Raw genomic sequence first — 19379 nt, 5'->3', positions numbered from 1 at the left:
TGCGATGATCGTGCCCGTGGGGTCGGAACGGAAACACCCGTCGGTGGTGGAGCCATCGCCGCAGGGTGTCGATGCCTGACCTGCGTCAGCTGCGGGCGTTCGTGGCCGTCGCCGAGCAGCTGAGCTTCACCCGGGCGGCCGAGCGGCTGCACCTCAAGCAGCAGTCGGTCTCGAAGACCGTCCGCGAGCTGGAGCGCGAGCTCGGCGTCGAGCTGCTGGAGCGGACCACGCGCGAGGTCCGCGTGACCGCTGCCGGCGCGGCGCTGCTGGAGTCGGGGCGCGAGCTGCTGCGGCGCGCCGACCTGGCCTTCGCGGAGGCGAGCGAGGTCGGCCGCGGGCTGACCGGCACGGTTCGGATCGGGTGCACGCCGCCGGTCGGCTCGATCGACCAGGCGGAGGTCGTCCGCGCGCTTCGCGAGCGCGCGCCCGACGTCTCGGTCGCGCTCCGCGAGCTGCGGCCCGGCGACCTCGAACGCGGCCTCCGTGCCCGCGAGATCGACATCGTCCTGAGCCGGACGGCGGGCGCGGGGGAGACCGGCCTCGACCGCGCCGAGCTGCGGCCGACGCCGATGGCGGTCTGCCTGCCGGCCGACCACCGACTCGCGGGCGCGGAGAAGGTTCGCTTGGCCGAGCTCGACGGCGAGCGCCTGCTGACCGCGAGCCCGCCGGGCACGCCCTACACCGATCTGCTGCTGGAACGGTTCGCTGCGGCCGGCGCGACCGTGAAGCCGGTCGAGGCGCGGGTCACGGGCGGCTCGGCGTTGCTCACGCAGCTGGTCGACGCCGAGGCCGTCTCGCTGGTGCCGGTCGAGACGCCCGCGGTCGCGGGCACGGTGGTGATCGCGGTCGAGGACGACGTCCGCCTGCCGCTGCTGCTGTCGTGGCCGGCGGGCCTGCCGTCGCCGGCGGTGCGCTGCGTGCGCGCCGCGATGGGCGTCCCAGGCTGACGAGATCGCGAACCGGCGCGTTCCCGGGCGCCCGCTGAGGGCGTGCGTCCGCCGACTCAGGTCGGTGGGGCGACGGCACCCCGCTCGATCTGCTCGAGCAGCCCGCGGCAGGCCGCGTCGACCTGGTCGAGGACCAGCGCGAACCCGTCGCCGTCCCCGTAGTACGGATCGGGGACGTCGAGGTCGGCGGGATCGGAGGCGGGGTCGAACTCGCGCAGCAGGCGGACCCTGGCCGCGGCCTCCGGGCTCGGGGCGATCGCCCGCAGATCGCGCAGGTTCTGCTCGTCCATCGCCAGCAGCAGGTCGGCCGAGGCGAAGTCCTCGACCCGGACCTGGCGGGCGCCGCCGACGAGCCCGATCCCCCGCTGGGCCGCGGCGGCGGTGGCCCGGGCGTCGGGCGGGCTGCCGGTGTGCCACCCTCCGGTGCCGGCCGAGTCGACCGTGATCCGGTCGCCGGCACCACGCTCGGCGATCAGTGCGGCCATCACGCCCTCGCCGGTGGGGGAGCGGCAGATGTTGCCCAGGCAGACGAAGAGCAGGTGCATCCCGTCGGAGGCTACGCGAGGGCGCCGTCTCTGGCCGGATGGACGACCGGGCTGGTGCCTTGTGCCTTCTGCCGCTAGTATCTGTCCCTTGTTTGCTCGCGATATCTCGCGCTCGCACGCTGTGCGCCGCGCGAATAGCTCCTACTAGTGCCGGTCCCTCGTAGGTTTGACCGGCGTCCGCCCGAACGGGACACGACACGTGTCAACGATCGGATTCGGGTTCCCGAGGTTCGCGTCATTGACGAGAACGGGAATCAGATCGGCGTTATGCGGACGGACGAAGCCCTCCGCTACGCCCAATCCCACGATCTCGACCTGGTCGAGGTGGCCGCTACGGCACGCCCCCCGGTGTGCCGCGTTCTGGACTACTCGAAGTACAAGTACGAGCAGGCCCAGAAGAAGAAGGTCGCCAAGAAGCACCAGACCCAGGTCGTCACGCGGGAGATCAAGTTCCGCCCGAAGATCGCCGATCACGACTACGCCACCAAGAAGGGGCACGTGATCCGGTTCCTCAAGGGCAAGGACAAGGTCAAGGTCACGATCATGTTCCGCGGCCGCGAGGTGACGCACCCCGAGCGCGGGCGCGATCTGCTCGAGCGGCTGGTGGTCGACCTCGGTGACATCTGCCAGGTCGATCAGCGCCCGAGCCTGGAGGGACGCAACATGACCATGATGCTGAGCCCCTCCAAGGAGGTCGTGAACGGCACCTGGACCCCGACCGTCGAGGCGTCCGCCGAGGAGAAGGCCGCCGAGGCCGCCGAGGCCGAGGCCGCCGGGATCGTCGTCGGTGGTGACGACGCCACGGACGGCGTGGTCGACGCGCCGACCGAGGACGCGGCTCCGGCTGCGGACGAGGCGACGACGGAGACCGAGGACGCCGCCGTGGCCGAGGACGCCACGGAGGCCGAGGACGCCACGGAGGGCGACGACGCGGCCGAGGCCGCCGAGGCGCCCGTCGAGGCCGCCGAGCAGGCCTCCGGGGGCGACGACGCGGCGGAAGCCGCGGACGGCAGCAGCCCGCAGGACGCTCCGACCGCGTAGGTTATGTCGATCGGCGGTGCGCGTCCCTGCGCGCCGCCACTTGTCCTGACGTCGGTGCCGGCGTCGCGCGATCTGCGCGACGCCTCACCGCACGTTTCCCTCCTATCTGGCACAATTCCCGATCCGCATGCCCAAGCAGAAGACCCACTCGGGCGCAAAGAAGCGCTTCAAGAAGACCGGGACCGGTAAGGTCTCGGCGCGCCACGCGATGTCTTCCCACATCCTGGGAAAGAAGTCGCCGAAGCGCAAGCGCAAGTTCGCGACCGCCGCAATCCTTTCCGCTGCTGATACGGCGCGGGCCAACCGACTGCTGGGTGAGGGCAAGTGACCCGCGTCAAGCGTTCCGTCCATGGGCGCAAGAAGCGCCGTTCGATGCTCGCACGTACCAAGGGGTACGTCGGCAACGCGAACAGCAACTACCGTGAGGCGAAGGAGGCGCAGCTCAAGGCTGGCGTCTACGCCTACCGCGATCGGCGCAACCGCAAGCGCGACTTCCGTCGCCTGTGGATCACGCGCATCAACGCGGCGGCCCGCCTCAACGACATGACCTACGGTCAGCTCATCCACGGCCTGATCCTGGCCGAGATCGAGATCGACCGGAAGAGCCTGGCCGACCTGGCCGTGCGCGACGCCGAGGCGTTCACCGCCATCACGGCCGTCGCCAAGGACGCCCTGGCCGCCAAGGTCTGAGCGACTGACGACGTCGTCGGGACCACCGTCCCGACGATCGTTCCGAGTCTTCGAAGGGCGTCCCACGGGGCGCCCTTCCTCGTTCCATGCTGATCAGCTCCTTCCACAACCCCCGCCTCAAGCTGGTTCGCGGCCTGCTCTCGCGGCGCCGCGAGCGGACCCGTACCGGTCTCTTCGTGGCCGAGGGCGAGGACCTCGTCGCCGCTGCGGCCGCCGCCGGCTGGACGCCGGAGGACCTGCTCGTCGCGGCCGGCAGCGGGTTCAGCGGGACCGAGGTCAGCGAGGACCTGCTGGCCTCGACCTCGTCGCTCGGCTCGGGCACGCGCGCGATCGGGGTCTACCCCCAGCGCTGGGCGGAGACGGCAGTGGGTCCGCGCTGCGTCCACCTGCACGGGGTGCGCGATCCCGGCAACGTCGGGACGATCGTGCGGGCCGCGCACGCGCTCGGCGCGTCGTGCGTGTCGCTCGGGCCGGGGAGCGCCGACCCGTACTCGCCGAAGGCGGTCCGCGCCAGCATGGGCTCGGTCTTCGCCATCCCGCTGGCTCGCGTCGACGGGCCGGAGCAGCTGCCGGGCACGACGATCGCGCTCGTCCTCCGGGCCGGCGACGAGCTCCGCGGGGACGTCGCCGGGGCCGACGGCACGGCAGCGGTCACGCTGCTGGTCGGCGGCGAGCGCGAGGGGCTTCCGGACGAGGTGATCGCGGCCTGCGATCGGGTCGCGCACCTGCCGATCAGCGGTGCCGAGTCGCTCAACGCGGCGATGGCCGCGACGGTCGCGCTCTACGAGCTCGGCCGCACCCCGGCCACCTGAGTCCTCCGCCCGGTCAGCGACGCGGTGCCGGGTCGCCGGCGCGGCGTCCGCGCCCCGACGCCGACCGATTCGACCGGCTGTTCGGTCCGACGGGGGACACCGGCGATCGCCCGCGAGCAAGCGGCGGACGGCCGGCTCCGTCGATCTCATACCATCGACGGCGATGAACGACCGGATCGCCGAACTACGTGCTGCGGGTGAGGCGGCCGTTGCGGCAGCCACCACCACCGACGAGCTCGAGGAGCTCCGGGTCCAGCACCTCGGCCGCAAGGCCGAGCTCCCGAACCTGCTGCGCAACGTCAGCGACCTGCCGCCGGAGCAGCGCGGGATCGTCGGCAAGGCAGCCAACCAGGCGCGCCAGGCGCTCCAGGCGGCGCTCGACGCCCGCCTCGCCGAGCTGAAGAGCGTCGAGCTCGACGCGCGCCTGATCGCCGACCGGGTCGACGTCACGCTGCCCGGTCGCCGCGAGTCGGTCGGCGGGCTGCACCTGCTGACGCGGACCCGTCGCGACATCGAGGACGTCTTCCTCGGCCTCGGCTTCAGCATCGTCGAGGGGCCGGAGACGGAGACCGTCCACTACAACTTCGACGCCCTCAACCACGCGCCGAACCACCCGGCCCGCGATCGCGCCGACACCTTCTACCTGGCGCCGTCGCCGCAGCTCGACGGGGTCACGAAGGACGGCGAGGGTGCGCTCCAGCGGGTCCTCCGCACGCACACCTCGCCGATGCAGATCCGGACGATGGAGCGCGAGCAGCCGCCGGTCGCGGTGATCGTCCCCGGCCGGGTCTACCGGCCCGACAGCGACGCCACCCACACGCCCCAGTTCCACCAGGTCGAGGGACTCTGGGTCGACGTCGACATCACGCTCGCCGATCTCAAGGGCGTGCTGCTGAGCTTCGCCCGCTCGATCTTCGGCGACGAGCGCGACATCCGCCTGCGCCCGCACTTCTTCCCCTTCACCGAGCCGAGCGTCGAGGTCGACGTCAGCTGCTTCCGCTGCTCCGGCAGCGGGCACCTGCGCGACGGTTCGCGGTGTGGCCTCTGCAAGGGCACCGGCTGGATCGAGATCCTCGGCTCGGGGATGGTCGACCCGAACGTGCTGCTCGCCGTCGGCGCGGTCCGCGGGGACGACGTCTACGACCCCGAGAAGGTCCAGGGCTTCGCGTTCGGGATGGGCATCGAGCGGATCGCGATGCTCCGCTACGGGGTGCCCGACCTCCGCCTGCTGTACGAAAACGACCTCCGTCTGCTGGAGCAGTTCGCATGAAGGCTCCACTGAGCTGGCTGGGTGAGCTCGTCGACCTCGACGGGACCCCCGAGACCCTCGACGCTGCCCGGATCGCCGCGCGCCTCAACGGCACCGGCACCGAGCTGGATCACCTGATCCATCACGGCGTCCAGACCCCCGACACGGTCGTGATCGGCCGCGTGCTCGCCGCCGAGCAGCACCCCGACGCCGACCGGCTGAAGGTCTGCCGCGTCGCCACCGGCGAGGGCGACGTGACCCAGATCGTCTGCGGCGCGCCGAACGTCGCCGAGAACCAGGTCGTCGCCGTCGCGCTGGTCGGGACGGTGATGCCCGACGGGATGAAGATCAAGCGGGCGAAGCTCCGCGGTCAGGTCTCCGAGGGGATGATCTGCTCCGCGCGCGAGCTCGGGATCGGCGAGGAGCACAACGGGATCCTGGCGCTCGACGAGCACCTGCCCGGGGCCTTCGAGCTGAACCCCGGTACGCCGCTCTCGGACGTGCTGCCGCACGCCGACGACGTCCTCGACCTCGAGATCACGCCGAACCGGCCCGACTGCCTCGGCCTCTACGGCCTCGCCCGCGAGGTCTCCGCGGCGACCGGCGCTCCGCTGCGCCCGGCGCCGTGGACGCGGGCCGGCGCCCCCGACCGGATCGGCCGCGGCGGGACCCTGGCCGACGAGCACGACGAGGAGAACGTCGAGCGCGAGACGGTCCCCGAGGAGGCGGGCGAGCCCGATCCCGCCGGCGCCACGATCGACGGCTTCTCGGTCACGCTCGACGGAGCCGGCGACGGTGGCTGCCGTCGCTTCACCGCACGGCTGTTCGAGAACGTCACGATCGCGCCGTCGCCGCTCTGGCTGCAGGCGCGGCTGGCCGCGGCCGGCTACCGCTCGATCAACAACGTCGTCGACATCACCAACTACGTGATGCACGTGACCGGTCAGCCGCTGCACGCGTTCGACGCGGACCGGATCGCCGGCGGCAGCCTGCTCGTCCGCAACGCGACGGCGGGGGAGACGTTCACGACCCTCGACGGCCAGGAGCGCAAGCTGACCGCCGGCGACGTCCTGATCGCCGACGCCGACGGTCCGACCTCGCTGGCCGGGGTGATGGGCGGAGCCCGCTCCGAGGTCCGCGACGAGACGACCCGGGTCCTGCTCGAGGTCGCCTGCTGGGACGGCCCGACGATCCACAAGACCGCCCAGCGGTTCGGGCTCTTCAGCGAGGCCGCCAGCCGCAACGCCAAGGGGATCGCGCCGGAGCAGGTCGACTGGGCCCAGGTCCTGGCCACGCGGCTGCTGCACGAGGTCGTCGGCGCTCGCCGGGTCGGCGGCACGATCGACGTCTGGCCCCAGCACGAGGGCGAGTTCCACGGGCTCGGGTCGCACAGGCGGCCGCTGCTGCTGCGCGAGGCCCGGGTCGAGCGGCTGCTCGGGACCGCGGTCCCGCGGGAGCGCCAGGCCGAGCTGCTGACCGCGCTCGGCTTCGAGGTCACCGACGCCGATAGCGGCGCGCCCGCGGGCTCCGCCGTGCTGCACGTGGTCGTGCCGCCGGAGCGTCGCGCCGACGTCAGCCGCGAGGTCGACCTGATCGAGGAGATCGCGCGGCTCGGCGTGGTCGCCGACCTCGAGCCGACGCTGCCGGCCCGCCGGCGCACGAACGCGGCTCAGCTGAGCCCGGTCCAGAAGGCCCGTCGGCGGGCCGAGGACGCCCTCGTCGGGCGTGGCCTGCAGGAGGTCGCCGGCTGGTCGTTCACCGACGCCGGCGCTGCCGGCCGGCTCGGCCTGAGCGACGACGATCCGCGGGCCGCGGCGGTCCGGCTGGAGAACCCGCTGAGCGAGGACCAGGCGGTTCTGCGCCCGACGATCCTCGTCTCGCTGCTCGACATCGCTCGCCACAACCGCACCCGCGGCGCGCAGGACATCCGGATCTTCGAGACCGGCAGCGTCTTCCGCGACACGCCGGATCCGCGCCGCCCCGAGATGCCGTTCGAGCACCTCGCGATCGCGGCGCTGGTCGAGGACGACCTGTTCGCGGCCAAGGGCCTGCTCGAGGCGCTGTTCCAGGCGCTGCGGATCGAGGACTGGTCGGTCGAGGCGACCGACGCCGTCGCCTTCCTGCACCCCGGCCGCGCGGCCCGCGTCCTGATCGGCGACCAGCAGGTCGGCCTGCTCGGCGAGGTCCACCCGCGGGTGGCCGAGCGCTGGGACCTGGCGCAGGCGGCGGTCTTCCTGGTCGACCTCGACCAGGTCCTGCCGCTGGTGCCCGACGTCGTCGCCTTCCGTCCGGTCGGGCAGTTCCCCGACGCCCGCTTCGATCTGGCCGTGGTCGTGGCCGACGAGGTCACGGCCGCCCAGGCGATCGCCGTCGCCCGCAAGGCCGGCGGCAGCCTGCTGGAGGAGGTCGGCGTGTTCGACGCCTACCGCGGCACCGGGATCCCCGACGGCCACGTCTCACTCGCCCTGCACGTGCGGCTGCGCGCGGCGGACCGGACCCTGACCGACGAGGAGATCGGCGGCGTGCGCGAGAAGATCGTCGCCGCGCTGACCGAGAAGCTGGGCGCGGTGCTCCGTGGCTGAGCCCGGGGTGAGCCTGCCCGGGGCCGGTACCGGAACGGGGACGACGGGGCCGCGGGTCGCGGTGCTGGGGGCCTCCGGCTTCGCCGGCGCGCTCGCCGCCCGGCTGCTGCACCGCCATCCGTACTTCGAGCTCGGTGCGATCACCGCCCGGGCCGAGGCCGGGATGCGGCTCGACGAGCTCTACCCGCACCACCGCGTCCCGACCGTGCTGACCGAGCCGGACCTCGACGCGATCGCCGAGAGCCACGACGTCGCGATCGTCGGCTACCCGCACGGGGCGTCGAGCGAGGCGGTCGCCGGGCTCCACGCCCGCGGCCTGGTCGTGCTCGACCTGTCGGCCGACTTCCGGCTCCGCGACCCCGCGGTCTACCGCGAGTGGTACGGCGACGTGCACGTGGCGCCCGAGCTGTTCGGGACCGCCGTCTACGGGCTGCCGGAGATCCACCGCGAGGCGCTGGCGGGTGTCCGTGAGGGCGGTCGGCTGATCGCCGGTCCGGGCTGCTTCCCGACCGCGGCGGTCCTCGCGCTGGCGCCGTTGAGCCGCGCCGGCCTGGTCGCCGACGTGATCGTCGACGCCAAGAGCGGCGTCTCCGGCGCGGGGCGCAAGCTGGCCCGCAACACCCACTACGTCGCGGTCTCGGAGAACGTCCACGCCTACGGCGTCGCCGGCCACCGTCACCAGCCGGAGATCCGCCAGGAGCTGGCCGGGCTCGGGATGGACGCGGCGCTGCAGCCGGTCTTCGTCCCGCACCTGGTGCCGGTCGACCAGGGCGAGCTCGTCTCCTGCTACGTCCGCCCGACCCGTGAGGTCGCCGCGGCCGAGGTCGCCGAGCTCTTCCGCGAGGCCTACGCGGACGAGGCGTTCGTCGAGCTGACCGACGCCGAACCGGGGATGCGCGACGTCCAGGGCACCAACGTGGCGCGGATCCGCACCCACGTCGATCCGCTGTCCGGCCACGTGCTCGTCTTCGGCGTGATCGACAACCTCTGGAAGGGCACCTCCAGCCAGGCGATCCAGTGTCTCAACGTCGCCTTCGGGCGGCCCGAGGGCGAGGGCCTGCCGGCCTGACACGGGCCGCGCGGAAGCTACCAGTGGTAGCTTCCGCGGATGGCCACCACCGCAGGTCGCGACAGGACCCCGCGACAGCTCCAGCCGGTCGCGATCCTGGGCGGCAACCGGATTCCGTTCGCCCGCTCCAACGCCGAGTACCTCGACGCGACCAACCAGCAGATGCTGGGCGCGGCGCTCGACGGCCTGGTCGCCCGCTTCGGGATCGACGGCGAGCGGATCGGCGAGGTCGCCGGCGGGGCGGTGGTCAAGCTCGCCCGCGACCACAGCCTGACCCGCGAGGCGGTCGTCGACTCGGGGCTCTCCCGTCGGACGCCCGCGGTCGACATCCAGCAGCAGTGCGCGACCGGCGGTCAGACCGTCGTCCACATCGCCAACAAGATCGCCGTCGGTCAGATCGGCTCCGGGATCGCCTGCGGGGCCGACACGACCTCCGACCCGCCGCTGGGCTTCGGCTACAAGCTGCGGGGACGGCTGGTCCGGATCAACGCCGCTCGCAGCAAGGCTGACCGGGCGAAGGAGCTGCTGAAGCTGCGGCCGACCGACCTCGACCTCGACATCCCCAGCCCGGCGGAGCGGCGGACCGGCCTGGTGCCCGGCGAGGGCCAGGCCCTGACCGGGGCCGCCTGGGGCATCAGCCGGGCCGACCAGGACGAGCTGGCGCTGGCCAGCCACCGCCAGCTCGCCGCCGCCTACGACCGCGGCTTCCTCGCCGACCTGGTGACGCCGTTCCGGGGCCTGGAGGAGGACGGGAACCTCCGCCGCGACATCGACGCCGAGCGGCTGGCCCAGCTGCGGCCCTGCTTCGGTGGGCCGGACGGCACGATGACCGCCGCCAGCTCGACGACGCTGACCGACGGCGCCTCCGCCGTGCTGCTCGCCGACGAGCGCTGGGCCGACGCCCACGGCCGCGAGCCGCTCGCCTACCTGGTCGACGCCGAGACCGCGGCGGTCGACTACGTCGACGGCACAGCCCGCGACGAGGGCGTGCTGATGGCGCCGGCCTACGCCGTCGCCGACCTGCTGGACCGCAACCGGCTGACCCTCGCGGACTTCGACCTATTCGAGATCCACGAGGCGTTCGCGTCGCAGGTGCTCTCGACGCTCGCCGCCTGGGAGGACCCGGCGTTCAACCGAGAGCGGCTCGGTCGCGCCACCCCGCTGGGCACGATCGACCGCAGCCGCCTGAACGTCAACGGGGGATCGCTGGCGACCGGACACCCGTTCGGCGCGACCGGCGGTCGGATCTTCGCCGCCGCGGCCAAGCAGCTGGCGGAGCGGGGTGGGGGCCGTACGCTGGTCAGCATCTGCGCCGGCAGCGGGATGGGCGTCGTCGCGATCCTCGAGCGCTGAGGGCCGTGGCTGCCGCCGTTCCGTCGCTCCGACCCGCGCCGTCCGTAGAATCGGCTGGCCCGTGCCGATGACCGACCGCCACGAGCAGCTGCTCGACGAGCTGCTGCAGCTGTTCCTCGACGAGGGCTTCCTGCGCTTCCGGATCGCCGATCTGGCGGCGCGCCTGCACTGCTCGAAGTCGACGCTCTACGAGCTCGGCCACAGCAAGGAGCAGCTCGTCATCAACGCAGTCAAGCAGTTCTTCCGGATCGCGACCGCGGCCGTCGAGCGGCGAACCGCCGAGCACGACGGCTCGGCGGCCCGGATCGCGGCGTACCTCACGGCAGTCGCCGACGCCCTGCGTCCGGCCTCGGTCCAGTTCATGGCCGACCTCGGTGCGCACCCGCCGGCCCGAGCGGTCTACGAGCGCAACACCCGGGCGGCGGCCAACCGCGTCCGCGAGCTGATCGCGGCCGGGGTCGACGGCGGGGAGTTCCGCGCCGTCCACGCCAAGTTCGTGGCCGACACGGTCGCCGCGACGATGGAGCGGATCCAGGTCGGCGAGGTCACGCGGGCGACCGGCCTGCGCGACTCGGACGCATACCAGGAGCTCACCGCGCTGGTCCTGACCGGCATCCAGCAACCGTCGCTGGTCGGCGAGTAGGGGCAACCACCCGTGATGATCCGAACCGTCCTGGCGAGCGTCGCGGTGATCGCGATCGCCGTCTACTTCCTGGTCGTCGGGTTCCGCGACGGCCGTGCGCTGTACGTGGTGATCGGCGTGGGGCTGCCGATCGCGTTGGTCTGGGAGACCCGGCGGACGCAGCGGCGTCGCGACGCGGAGCGCGACGACGACGACTGAACGGTCGCCGCCGCGCCTGCCCGGATCAGCGGACCTCGCGGCGGGAGGCCCTCAGCGCGGCGCCATCCGGAGCGCGCCGTCGAGGCGGATGACCTCGCCGTTGAGCATCCGGTTGGCGACGATGTGCTGGACCAGCGCGGCGTACTCGGCGGGGTCGCCGAGCCGGGCCGGGAACGGGACCGTGCCGGCGAGCGAGGTCCGGGTGGCCTCGGGCAGGCCGGCCATCATCGGCGTGTCGAACAGCCCCGGCGCGATCGTGACCACCCGGATCCCGCGGCCGGCGAGCTCGCGGGCGACCGGTAGGGTCAGGCTGGCGACGCCGCCCTTCGACGCGGCGTAGGCGACCTGTCCGATCTGGCCGTCGTAGGCGGCGATCGAGGCGGTCTGGACGCAGACCCCGCGCTCGCCGTGCTCGTCCGGCTCGTTGGCGGCGATCGCGGCGGCGGCGAGCCGCAGCGCGTTGATCGTGCCGATCAGGTTGACCTGGATCACGTTGGCGAACCGCTCCAGCTCGGTCGGGCCCTCGCGGCCGAGCAGCTTGCCGGGGGTCGCGAGGCCGGCGCAGACGACCGAGAGCCGGAGCCCGCCCGGGGCCTCCGCAGCGGCGGCGACGGCGGCCTCGACCGAGCCCGGATCGGTGACGTCGGTGGCGACCGCGCGTCCGCCGATCGCGTCGGCGACGGCGTTGGCGCGATCGACGTTGAGATCGGCGATGACGACGTCCGCGCCGTCGGCGGCGAGCCGGCGGGCGGTCGCCTCGCCGAGGCCGGAGGCACCGCCGAAGACGATCGCTCCGGTGCCGCTGGTGATGTTCGTCATGTCGCTCCTGCTGGTCGTACGGGGGAATGGTGACCGCGGCACGCCCGCCGCGGCCGATCGCCGGCGGTCGGCCGCCGATCGAGGCTAGGCCACCGCGAGGTGGCGGGCGATCACGAGCCGCTGGATCTGGTTCGTGCCCTCGAAGATCTGCATCACCTTCGCTTCGCGCATGTAGCGCTCGACGGGGAAGTCCTGGGTGTAGCCGGCCCCGCCGAGGACCTGGACGGCGTCGGTCGTGACCCGCATCGCGGCGTCGGTCGCGACGAGCTTGGCGATCGACGCCTGGCGCGAGAACGGTCGGCCGCGGTCGCGGCGACGGGCCGCCTCCAGCAGCGTGGCGCGGGCCGACTCGACCGCGGCGGCCATGTCGGCGAGCAGGAAGCCGAGTCCCTCGTGGTCGATGATCGGCTTGCCGAACGCCTCCCGCTCGCGGGCGTAGGCGACGGCGTGGTCGAGCGCGGCCTGAGCGAGCCCGACGGCGACCGCGGCGATGCCGAGGCGGCCGCTGTCGAGTGCCTCGAGCGCGATCGCGAGGCCCTGGCCCTCGCGGCCGATCAGCCGGTCGGCGGAGACGACGACGCCGTCGAAGTCGAGCGTGGCGGTCGTCGACCCGGTCAGGCCCATCTTGCGCTCGGGCGCCTGCCGGGTCAGCCCGGGGGCGTCGGCGGGGACCAGGAAGCACGAGATGCCCTTGCTGCGGTCGTCGCTGGTGCGGGCGAACACGGTGTAGAAGTCGGCGTCGCCGCCGTGGGTGACCCAGGCCTTGCTGCCGGTGATCCGGTAGCCGTCGCCGTCGCGCTCGGCACGGGTGCGCATCGCGGCGGGGTCGGAGCCGGCGTGGGCCTCGGACAGGCAGTAGCCGCCGAGCAGGCTGCCCCCGACCATCTCGGCCAGCCAGCGGTCGCGCTGCTCGTCGCTGCCGTGGGTGGCGAGCGGATAGCAGGCCATCGCGTGCACGCTGATCCCGACCCCGACGCTGGCCCAGGCCGAGGCCAGCTCCTCCAGGACCTGGAGGTAGAGCTCGTAGGACTGGCCGCCGCCGTCGTACTTGCCGGGGTACGGCATCCCCAGCAGGCCGAGGCCGCCGAGCTCCCGGAACAGCTCGCGCGGGAAGGCCGCCGTGGCCTCGGCATCGGCCGCCAGCGGGGCCAGCCGGTCGTGGGCGATCTCGCGGGCGAGCGCGATGACCGCGGCGTCGTCGTCGGACGGGAGTAGGCGATCGGCAGGCACCCAGCGAGAGTACCAAGAGCAGTACCGCGGTACTGTCCGGCGAACTGGCGCTGAAGCGCGGCGGCCACAGGGGGAGCAGGCGGCGTCGGCCCCGCGTCCCGCCCTAGACTCGTGGGAATGCCCGATCCAGGTACGGAAAAGCGAAACGCCGACGACACCGCGACGCCGTTCTTCCGTTCCCGATGGATCGAGGTGCCCGACAGCGTCGTCGGGGTCGCCGATCGGGGCCTCCCGCGCGGCTTCCGCGCCGCCGGGGTGGCGGCGGGGATCAAGCCGTCGGGGAAGACCGACATCGGCCTGCTCGTCTGCGACGAGCCCGACGCGGTCAGCGCCGCCCGCTTCACCCGCTCGGGGACGGCGGCGCCGCCGGTCCTCGTGACCCGCGAGAGCTCGCGGCTGGACGCCCTGCGCGCGGTCGTCGTCACCAGCGGCAACGCCAACGCCGGCACCGGCCGTGACGGCTTCGAGACCGCCCGTCAGGTGCGGCGGGCCGCGGCCGAGGCGGCCGGGGTCGACGAGGACCAGGTCGCGGTCGCCGCAACCGGGGTGATCGGCGTCGCGCTGCCGATGGAGGTCGTCCCGAACGGGATCGCCGCGGCCGGCGAGCAGCTGCGGGCCGACGGCGACGACGACTTCCGCCAGGGGATCGAGACCACCGACCTGTTCCCCAAGACCGCGAGCCTGACCGTGGCGCTCGACGGCGGCGAGGTCACCCTCCACGCCGTCTGCAAGGGCGCGGGGATGATCCAGCCGAGCTTCGCGACGATGCTCTGCTTCGTGACCACCGACGCGAAGCTCGAGGCCGAGACGGCAGACCTGCTGCTCGGCGTCTGCGTCAAGCGCAGCTTCGACCGGATCTCCGTCGACGGTCAGCTCTCGACCTCCGACACCGCCGTCCTGATCGCCTCCGGCGCCAGCGGCGTCGCGGTCACCCCGGGCTCGGCCGACGAGCAGCGCTTCGGCCTCGCGCTCGACGCCCTGCTGCGGCAGCTCGCGCTGCTGATCACGGCCGACGGCGAGGGCGCCCGCCGCGTCGGCCGCGTGACCGTGCGCGGCTCCGACGGGCCGATGTGCGAGCGGGTCGCGCGCCAGGTCGCCAACAGCCCGCTGGTCAAGACCGCGCTCTACGGCGGCGACCCCAACTGGGGCCGGATCGTCCAGGCGGTCGGCGCCGCGGTGCCCGGCCCCGCCTTCACGCCGGTCCAGGTCCGGATCGAGGGCGTCGAGGTCTGCCGCGACGGCCAGGAGGCGCCGTTCGACCGCGCCGCCCTGGAGACGCTGGTCCGCGGCCCCGAGGTCGACTACGACATCACCGTCGGCCCGGCGACCGACGCCGAGGGCCGCCCCGTGGCGCACGCCAACGAGACCGAGGTCTACTTCAGCGACCTCGGCCACGAGTACGTCAGCCTCAACGCGGAGTACACGACGTGACCGATCCGATCCTGAGCACCCTCGCCGAGGGCGCCGGCGTCCGCGACGTCAGCATCCTGCTCGAGGCGCTGCCCTACATCCGCCAGTTCCGCGGCCGGACCGTCGTGATCAAGTACGGCGGCGCGGCGATGACCGACCCCGAGCTGCGCGAGGAGTTCGCCCGCGACATCGCGCTGCTGAAGTACGTCGGCGTCAACGTCGTCGTCGTCCACGGCGGCGGCCCGGCGATCACCGAGTACATGGAGCGGCTGAACCTGCCGGTCGAGTTCCGCGGTGGGTTGCGCGTCTCCGACCCGGCGACGGTCGAGATCGCCAAGATGGTCCTGCTCGGCAAGGTCAACAAGGACATCGTCGTCCGGATCAGCCGCCACGGCCACGCCGCGGTCGGGCTCTCCGGCGACGACGGCAACCTCTTCCAGGTCGAGACGACGACCGGCCCCGACGGCGAGGACGTCGGCTTCGTCGGCCGCGTCACCCGCGTCGACACCGGCGTGATCGACCACGTCGCCGAGGACTTCGTGCCGGTGATCGCGTCGGTCGGCTCGGACGACCAGGGGCGCTCGCACAACGTCAACGCCGACGAGGCCGCCGCGGCGGTCGCCCGTGCGCTCGGGGCGACCCGCTTGATCTTCCTGACCGACGTCGCCGGCTGGCTGCGCAACGCGAACGACCCCTCGAGCCTGATCATCCAGGCGACGACCGACGAGGTCGAGGCCGCGCTCGGCGACATCTCCGGCGGCATGCGGCCGAAGCTGCAGGCCTGCGTCGACGCGGTCCACAGTGGCGTCGGGGCCGCCAGCATCGTCGACGGTCGACGGCCGCACTCGGTCCTGCTGGAGCTGTTCACCGACGACGGCTGCGGCAGCCAGATCCGCCCCGCCCGCTGACGTCCCGCCCTACGAGAAGAGCACCCGATGCCCGATCCCCTGTCGCTCGCCCAGCTCGAGGCCATCGAGCGTGAGCGCGTCCTCCCGAACTACGCGCGGCTGCCGGTCGCGATCGTCTCGGGCTCCGACGTCTGGCTCCACACGGTCGAGGACCGACGCGTGCTCGACCTGCTCTGCGGGTTGGGCGTGACCTCGCTTGGGCACTGCCACCCGAACGTCACGATGGCGATCACCGAGCAGGCCGGCCGGCTGCTGCACACCAGCAACCTGGTCCACCTCGAGGGGCCGGTGCGGCTCGCCGAGCGGCTCTCGAAGAGCTCGCTCGGGGGCGGGGTCCTCTACACCAACTCCGGGGCCGAGGCCAACGAGGCCGCGATCAAGCTCGCCCGCCGCCACAAGCGCGGGGGAGAGGTCATCAGCCTCCACCGCGGCTTCCACGGCCGCACCTACGGCGCGCTCTCGGCGACCCCGCAGGAGGCGAAGCAGGAGCCGTTCGCGCCGCTCGTCCCCGGCTTCCGGGCGGTCCCGCCGACGGCCGAGGCGGTCACGGCCGCGGTCAACGACGGAACCGCCGCGGTGCTGCTCGAGGTCTTCCAGGGCGAGAGCGGGGTGCTCCCGATCGGCGAGGACGTGCTGCTCGCGGCCCGCGCCGCCTGCGACGCCCACGGGGCGCTGCTGATCATCGACGAGGTCCAGACCGGCATGGGCCGGACCGGGACCCTCTGGAGCTACCAGGCGACGGGGATCGTGCCCGACGCGATCACGGTCGCCAAGGCGCTCGCCAACGGGTTGCCGATCGGCGCCCTGATCACCGGCCCGCACCTCTACGACGTCTTCCAGGCCGGGGACCACGGCTCGACGTTCGCCGGCGGACCGCTGGTCGCCGCGGCCGCCCACGCCGTCTTCGACATCGTCGACGACGAGCGCTTCCTGGCCCGGGTCGTCGAGGCGGGCGACCGCTTCGCCGCCGGCCTGCTCGCGCTGCCCGACGTCGCCAGCGTGCGCGGTCGTGGCCTGATGCTCGCGTGCGAGCTGACGCCGGAGGCGCTCGCCCGCCACGGCAGCGCTCCCGAGCTGGCCAAGCGGCTGGTGCTCGAGCACGAGGTCTGGGTCAACGCCCCGAGCCCGAGCTGCCTGCGGCTGCTGCCGCCGCTGACGATCCGCGACGAGCAGATCGACGACGGCCTCGGCCGGATCGCCGCGGGACTCGCGGCGCGCTGAGCCGGGGGACCGGCCGCCGCTCAGCCGGACGTGACCGGCGGCAGGTGGCCGATCCGCTTCGCCACCAGTCCGGCGGTCACGTCGACGATCCCGTCCAGCAGGTCGAGCACCGGCTCGACCTCGCCGGCGGGGAAGGCGGTCCGGGCGAGGTGGACGGCCTCGCCGCGGCGGCTGATCGCGTCGGCGAGCAGGTCGGCGCCGGGATGGCCGTTCACGGACGGCCAGCGCGGGGAGATCGGGGCCATCCCCGCGACCTGCTCGGCGAGCCGGTCGACGCCCGCGCCGCTGGGCGTGTTCCAGTGGCGGAACTTGTGCTCCAGCGAGGTCCCGAGGTGGCGGACCGCCGTCCGGTGCCAGCCCCCGGCCAGCCGCCGCAGCACGTGCTCCCACGGCTCACCGGGCTCGCCGACGATCTCGACCAGCGTGTCGCGGATCGACTTGGGCAGGTCCTCCGGACGCCGGGCGGCGCCGATCACGGCGACCGAGGCGGCCCGCAGGACCTCCTCGCAGAACGTCTCCCAGGCGCTGAGCGCGAAGACCAGCGCCGAGGCCGGGATCAGGGCGGTGCGCGGGTCGTCCGGGTCGTCGAGCTCGAGCAGCCCGCGCGGACCAGCGCTCATCTCCGCGTAGCGGGCGCGGGCTTGCTGGATCGGAACCGGCTCCACGCCGGTGACGGTAGCGATCGACCGCCGACCGCGGCGGCGACCGGACGGTGGTTCGGTCGCCGATCGGGCCACCGCCAGACGGCGGTTGGAGCGGGAACTGGTGGTTGGTTGGTGCCTGCGACACGCGATCCGTCCGCTTGTCGCCGCCCGGTGGGCTACCGTCATCAACGTCCAACACCCAAACACAGAGGGCAGCGCATGCTTCCACCCCAGCCGGCCGACTCGCTGACGCCGCCGGATTCCGTCACATACCAGGCAGATCAGGTTGAGCGCCACAGTCGCCTAACCACCTTCTTCCGGATGCTGTTGTTCATCCCGCACTACTTCTTCCTGATCGTGTACGGCTTCGTCGCCGGCATCGCGGTCGTGATCGCCTGGTTCGCGATCGTCTTCACCGCTCGCTACCCGGAAGCCCTCTACTCGTTCGTCGCGGGCTTCCAGCGCTACTACGCGCGGGTCTACGCCTACGGGTACCTGTTGGTGGATCCGTACCCGCCGTTCTCCGGTGGGGAGCATCCGGAGTACCCGGTCCGCCTGCTCGTCGGGCCGCCGAAGGAGAAGTACAGCCGCCTGCTGACGTTCTTCCGGATCTTCCTGCTGATCCCGGTCGCGATCATCAACTACGTGATGCTGATCCTCGTCGGGATCGTCTCGTTCATCGCCTGGTTCGTGATCCTCGTGATCGGGCGCCTGCCCGAGGGCCTCTTCAAGCCGCTCGCGTTCGGTCTCTCGTACGGTGCCCGCGCCAGCGTCTACGGCTCGCTGCTGACGGAGAAGTTCCCGTCGTTCGACGGCAGCGACGGCAGCCAGGTCAGCTACGCGCCGCCCGCCGCGCCGTCGACCCCCGGCAACACCGTCACGGGCGACACCACGCCCGGCGACAGCACGCCCGGCAGCTGAGACCTCTGCGGTGATCGGGGTCCGGCCCGGCCGGACCCCGATCACCGTGTGGGCGCTAGGAGCCCGTCAAGACCATCCGCCTGCGGGTCGCTCGCGTTCCTCGACGGGCTCCTAGCGCCGGCAGGCCGCGAGCGCGCGGGCGTAGAAGTCGAGGTACGCGCCCATGTGGTGCTGCCAGTAGCGGCTCTCGTGGCCGCCGACCCAGGAGCGGTGGGTGAGCTGCTCGCCGTTGCGGAGGAGGGCCGCGCCGAAGCGCGCCTCGGTCGGACGGAAGGGATCGCTGCGGCCCGTGTCGAGCCACAGCGGCACCCGGTAGCGGACGCGACCGGCGAGGACCGGTCCGACCGGATCGTTGCGCCGGAAGTCCGCCGCGTCGTCGTAGGCGCCCGGGGCGGTCGCGCCTGCGGACGGCCAGAGCGCGGCCGAGTGCCCGCCGACGGCGCAGAAGCGCCGCGGGTTCGCCCCGGCGATCGCGAGCGCGCCGGCCCCGCCCATCGAGATCCCGCCGATCGCGACCCGGTGGCCGTCGAGGCCGTAGCGCCGGATCGCCTGTGGGATCGCCTCGTGCGTCACGTAGCGCTCCCAGCGCCCGCTGCGGCGGTCGTGCCAGTACGACCCGCCGTCGTCGGCGGGCAGGACCACGACCGGCGCTCGCGGCCCGAGCCGGGCCAGCGCGGCGCGCAATGGCGTGGCCGCCAAGCTCGCCGGATCCTGGGCCTTGCCGTGGAGGAAGATCAGCAGCGGACGACCGCGGACGTCGCCCGGCGGGAGCACCACCGTCTGGACCAGGCGACGCCCGGCGGCCGTGCTGCGGAGGTCGTAGCGCTCGACCTTCGTGCCCGCCGTCGCGCCCTCGGGCAGGTCGACCGCCGGCAGGCCCGAGCCCGAGCCGTTGCGGGCGACCACGGCCACCACCGTCACCAGGACGAGCAGCACGAGCACGGCGACGATGCCGCGCCGGAGGTTCCGGGCGCGCGGGGAGAGGGGCTGGGGGTCACCCATGCCGAACATCATCGCGGGTGCCGCCGAGGAGCGGAGCGGTCGCCGGGAGAGCGCGGACGGCGGAGAAGCGACCGGATGCGACCTTGCGGCGCGAT

At 73.2% G+C, this 19379-nt stretch carries 20 protein-coding genes; 15 read left to right on the top strand and 5 right to left on the bottom strand.

What is annotated here, in order from left to right:
- The first annotated feature begins 71 nt into the window (after positions 1 to 71).
- Entirely contained in the window at positions 72 to 947 is an 876-nt protein-coding gene (locus ACVUH9_RS00475; protein WP_475752862.1) for a LysR family transcriptional regulator, read from the top strand.
- 56 nt (positions 948 to 1003) lie between these two features.
- Here ACVUH9_RS00475 and ACVUH9_RS00470 read toward each other — a convergent pair whose 3' ends face one another.
- Positions 1004 to 1492 carry a low molecular weight protein-tyrosine-phosphatase gene (locus tag ACVUH9_RS00470; RefSeq protein WP_475752860.1) on the bottom strand — a complete coding sequence of 163 codons (489 nt, stop codon included), beginning with the start codon at positions 1490 to 1492 and terminating at the stop codon, positions 1004 to 1006.
- A 147-nt stretch (positions 1493 to 1639) separates the two neighbouring features.
- Here ACVUH9_RS00470 and infC point away from each other — a divergent pair, with 147 nt between their 5' ends.
- The 10 genes from infC to ACVUH9_RS00420 all read left to right on the top strand — a co-directional run bounded on the left by infC (position 1640) and on the right by ACVUH9_RS00420 (position 11129).
- The gene (infC, locus tag ACVUH9_RS00465; protein WP_475752858.1) at positions 1640 to 2533 is read left to right on the top strand and encodes a translation initiation factor IF-3; all 894 of its coding nucleotides are present in this window, start codon (positions 1640 to 1642) and stop codon (positions 2531 to 2533) included.
- Between the two features lie 127 nt (positions 2534 to 2660).
- A complete protein-coding gene (gene rpmI, locus ACVUH9_RS00460; protein ID WP_475752856.1) occupies positions 2661 to 2861 on the top strand; it encodes a 50S ribosomal protein L35 in 201 nt (66 codons plus the stop codon).
- Positions 2858 to 3223 (top strand): 50S ribosomal protein L20, encoded by a 366-nt coding sequence (gene rplT, locus ACVUH9_RS00455; protein ID WP_475752854.1) that lies wholly within the window; start codon positions 2858 to 2860, stop codon positions 3221 to 3223. The genes rpmI and rplT overlap by 4 nt, the downstream gene beginning before the upstream one ends.
- A gap of 86 nt (positions 3224 to 3309) precedes the next feature.
- Positions 3310 to 4035: a TrmH family RNA methyltransferase gene (locus ACVUH9_RS00450; protein WP_475752853.1), complete on the top strand. Its 726-nt coding sequence runs from the start codon at positions 3310 to 3312 to the stop codon at positions 4033 to 4035.
- A 163-nt stretch (positions 4036 to 4198) separates the two neighbouring features.
- A complete protein-coding gene (pheS, locus tag ACVUH9_RS00445; RefSeq protein ID WP_475752851.1) occupies positions 4199 to 5305 on the top strand; it encodes a phenylalanine--tRNA ligase subunit alpha in 1107 nt (368 codons plus the stop codon).
- Complete coding sequence (gene pheT / locus ACVUH9_RS00440) at positions 5302 to 7866, top strand: phenylalanine--tRNA ligase subunit beta (protein WP_475752849.1); 2565 nt, start codon at positions 5302 to 5304, stop codon at positions 7864 to 7866. The genes pheS and pheT overlap by 4 nt, the downstream gene beginning before the upstream one ends.
- Positions 7867 to 7873: 7 nt before the next feature.
- Positions 7874 to 8935, top strand: a complete 1062-nt coding sequence (gene argC, locus ACVUH9_RS00435; protein WP_475752848.1) for an N-acetyl-gamma-glutamyl-phosphate reductase — start codon at positions 7874 to 7876, stop codon at positions 8933 to 8935.
- Positions 8936 to 8974: 39 nt separating this feature from the next.
- Positions 8975 to 10288, top strand: coding sequence for an acetyl-CoA C-acetyltransferase (locus ACVUH9_RS00430; RefSeq protein ID WP_475752846.1), 1314 nt, complete (start codon positions 8975 to 8977; stop codon positions 10286 to 10288).
- A 67-nt stretch (positions 10289 to 10355) separates the two neighbouring features.
- Positions 10356 to 10931, top strand: a complete 576-nt coding sequence (locus tag ACVUH9_RS00425; RefSeq protein ID WP_475753976.1) for a TetR/AcrR family transcriptional regulator — start codon at positions 10356 to 10358, stop codon at positions 10929 to 10931.
- 15 nt (positions 10932 to 10946) lie between these two features.
- The gene (locus ACVUH9_RS00420) at positions 10947 to 11129 is read left to right on the top strand and encodes a hypothetical protein (protein ID WP_475752844.1); all 183 of its coding nucleotides are present in this window, start codon (positions 10947 to 10949) and stop codon (positions 11127 to 11129) included.
- 51 nt (positions 11130 to 11180) lie between these two features.
- Here ACVUH9_RS00420 and ACVUH9_RS00415 read toward each other — a convergent pair whose 3' ends face one another.
- Positions 11181 to 11948 carry an SDR family NAD(P)-dependent oxidoreductase gene (locus ACVUH9_RS00415; protein ID WP_475752842.1) on the bottom strand — a complete coding sequence of 256 codons (768 nt, stop codon included), beginning with the start codon at positions 11946 to 11948 and terminating at the stop codon, positions 11181 to 11183.
- A gap of 84 nt (positions 11949 to 12032) precedes the next feature.
- Positions 12033 to 13178: an acyl-CoA dehydrogenase family protein gene (locus ACVUH9_RS00410; protein WP_475752841.1), complete on the bottom strand. Its 1146-nt coding sequence runs from the start codon at positions 13176 to 13178 to the stop codon at positions 12033 to 12035.
- Positions 13179 to 13295: 117 nt separating this feature from the next.
- Here ACVUH9_RS00410 and argJ point away from each other — a divergent pair, with 117 nt between their 5' ends.
- The 3 genes from argJ to ACVUH9_RS00395 are packed head-to-tail and all read left to right on the top strand — an operon-like array spanning position 13296 to position 16717.
- Positions 13296 to 14609 carry a bifunctional glutamate N-acetyltransferase/amino-acid acetyltransferase ArgJ gene (argJ, locus tag ACVUH9_RS00405; protein ID WP_475752839.1) on the top strand — a complete coding sequence of 438 codons (1314 nt, stop codon included), beginning with the start codon at positions 13296 to 13298 and terminating at the stop codon, positions 14607 to 14609.
- Positions 14606 to 15496, top strand: coding sequence for an acetylglutamate kinase (argB, locus tag ACVUH9_RS00400; protein ID WP_475752837.1), 891 nt, complete (start codon positions 14606 to 14608; stop codon positions 15494 to 15496). The genes argJ and argB overlap by 4 nt, the downstream gene beginning before the upstream one ends.
- A 27-nt stretch (positions 15497 to 15523) precedes the next feature.
- Entirely contained in the window at positions 15524 to 16717 is a 1194-nt protein-coding gene (locus tag ACVUH9_RS00395; RefSeq protein ID WP_475752835.1) for an aspartate aminotransferase family protein, read from the top strand.
- A gap of 20 nt (positions 16718 to 16737) precedes the next feature.
- Here ACVUH9_RS00395 and ACVUH9_RS00390 read toward each other — a convergent pair whose 3' ends face one another.
- A complete protein-coding gene (locus ACVUH9_RS00390; RefSeq protein ID WP_475752833.1) occupies positions 16738 to 17382 on the bottom strand; it encodes a hypothetical protein in 645 nt (214 codons plus the stop codon).
- A gap of 198 nt (positions 17383 to 17580) precedes the next feature.
- On the opposite strand from ACVUH9_RS00390, the gene ACVUH9_RS00385 reads away from it, so the two are divergent.
- Complete coding sequence (locus ACVUH9_RS00385; protein WP_475752832.1) at positions 17581 to 18282, top strand: DUF4389 domain-containing protein; 702 nt, start codon at positions 17581 to 17583, stop codon at positions 18280 to 18282.
- 111 nt (positions 18283 to 18393) lie between these two features.
- On the opposite strand, the gene ACVUH9_RS00380 is transcribed toward ACVUH9_RS00385, so the two are convergent.
- Positions 18394 to 19284 carry an alpha/beta hydrolase gene (locus ACVUH9_RS00380; protein WP_475752830.1) on the bottom strand — a complete coding sequence of 297 codons (891 nt, stop codon included), beginning with the start codon at positions 19282 to 19284 and terminating at the stop codon, positions 18394 to 18396.
- Positions 19285 to 19379: the final 95 nt, after the last annotated feature.

The sequence above is a fragment of the Patulibacter ginsengiterrae genome (assembly GCF_056269115.1).
Note: the sequence above shows the minus strand (reverse complement) of the source record. Positions and strands in the feature narration are given on the sequence as shown.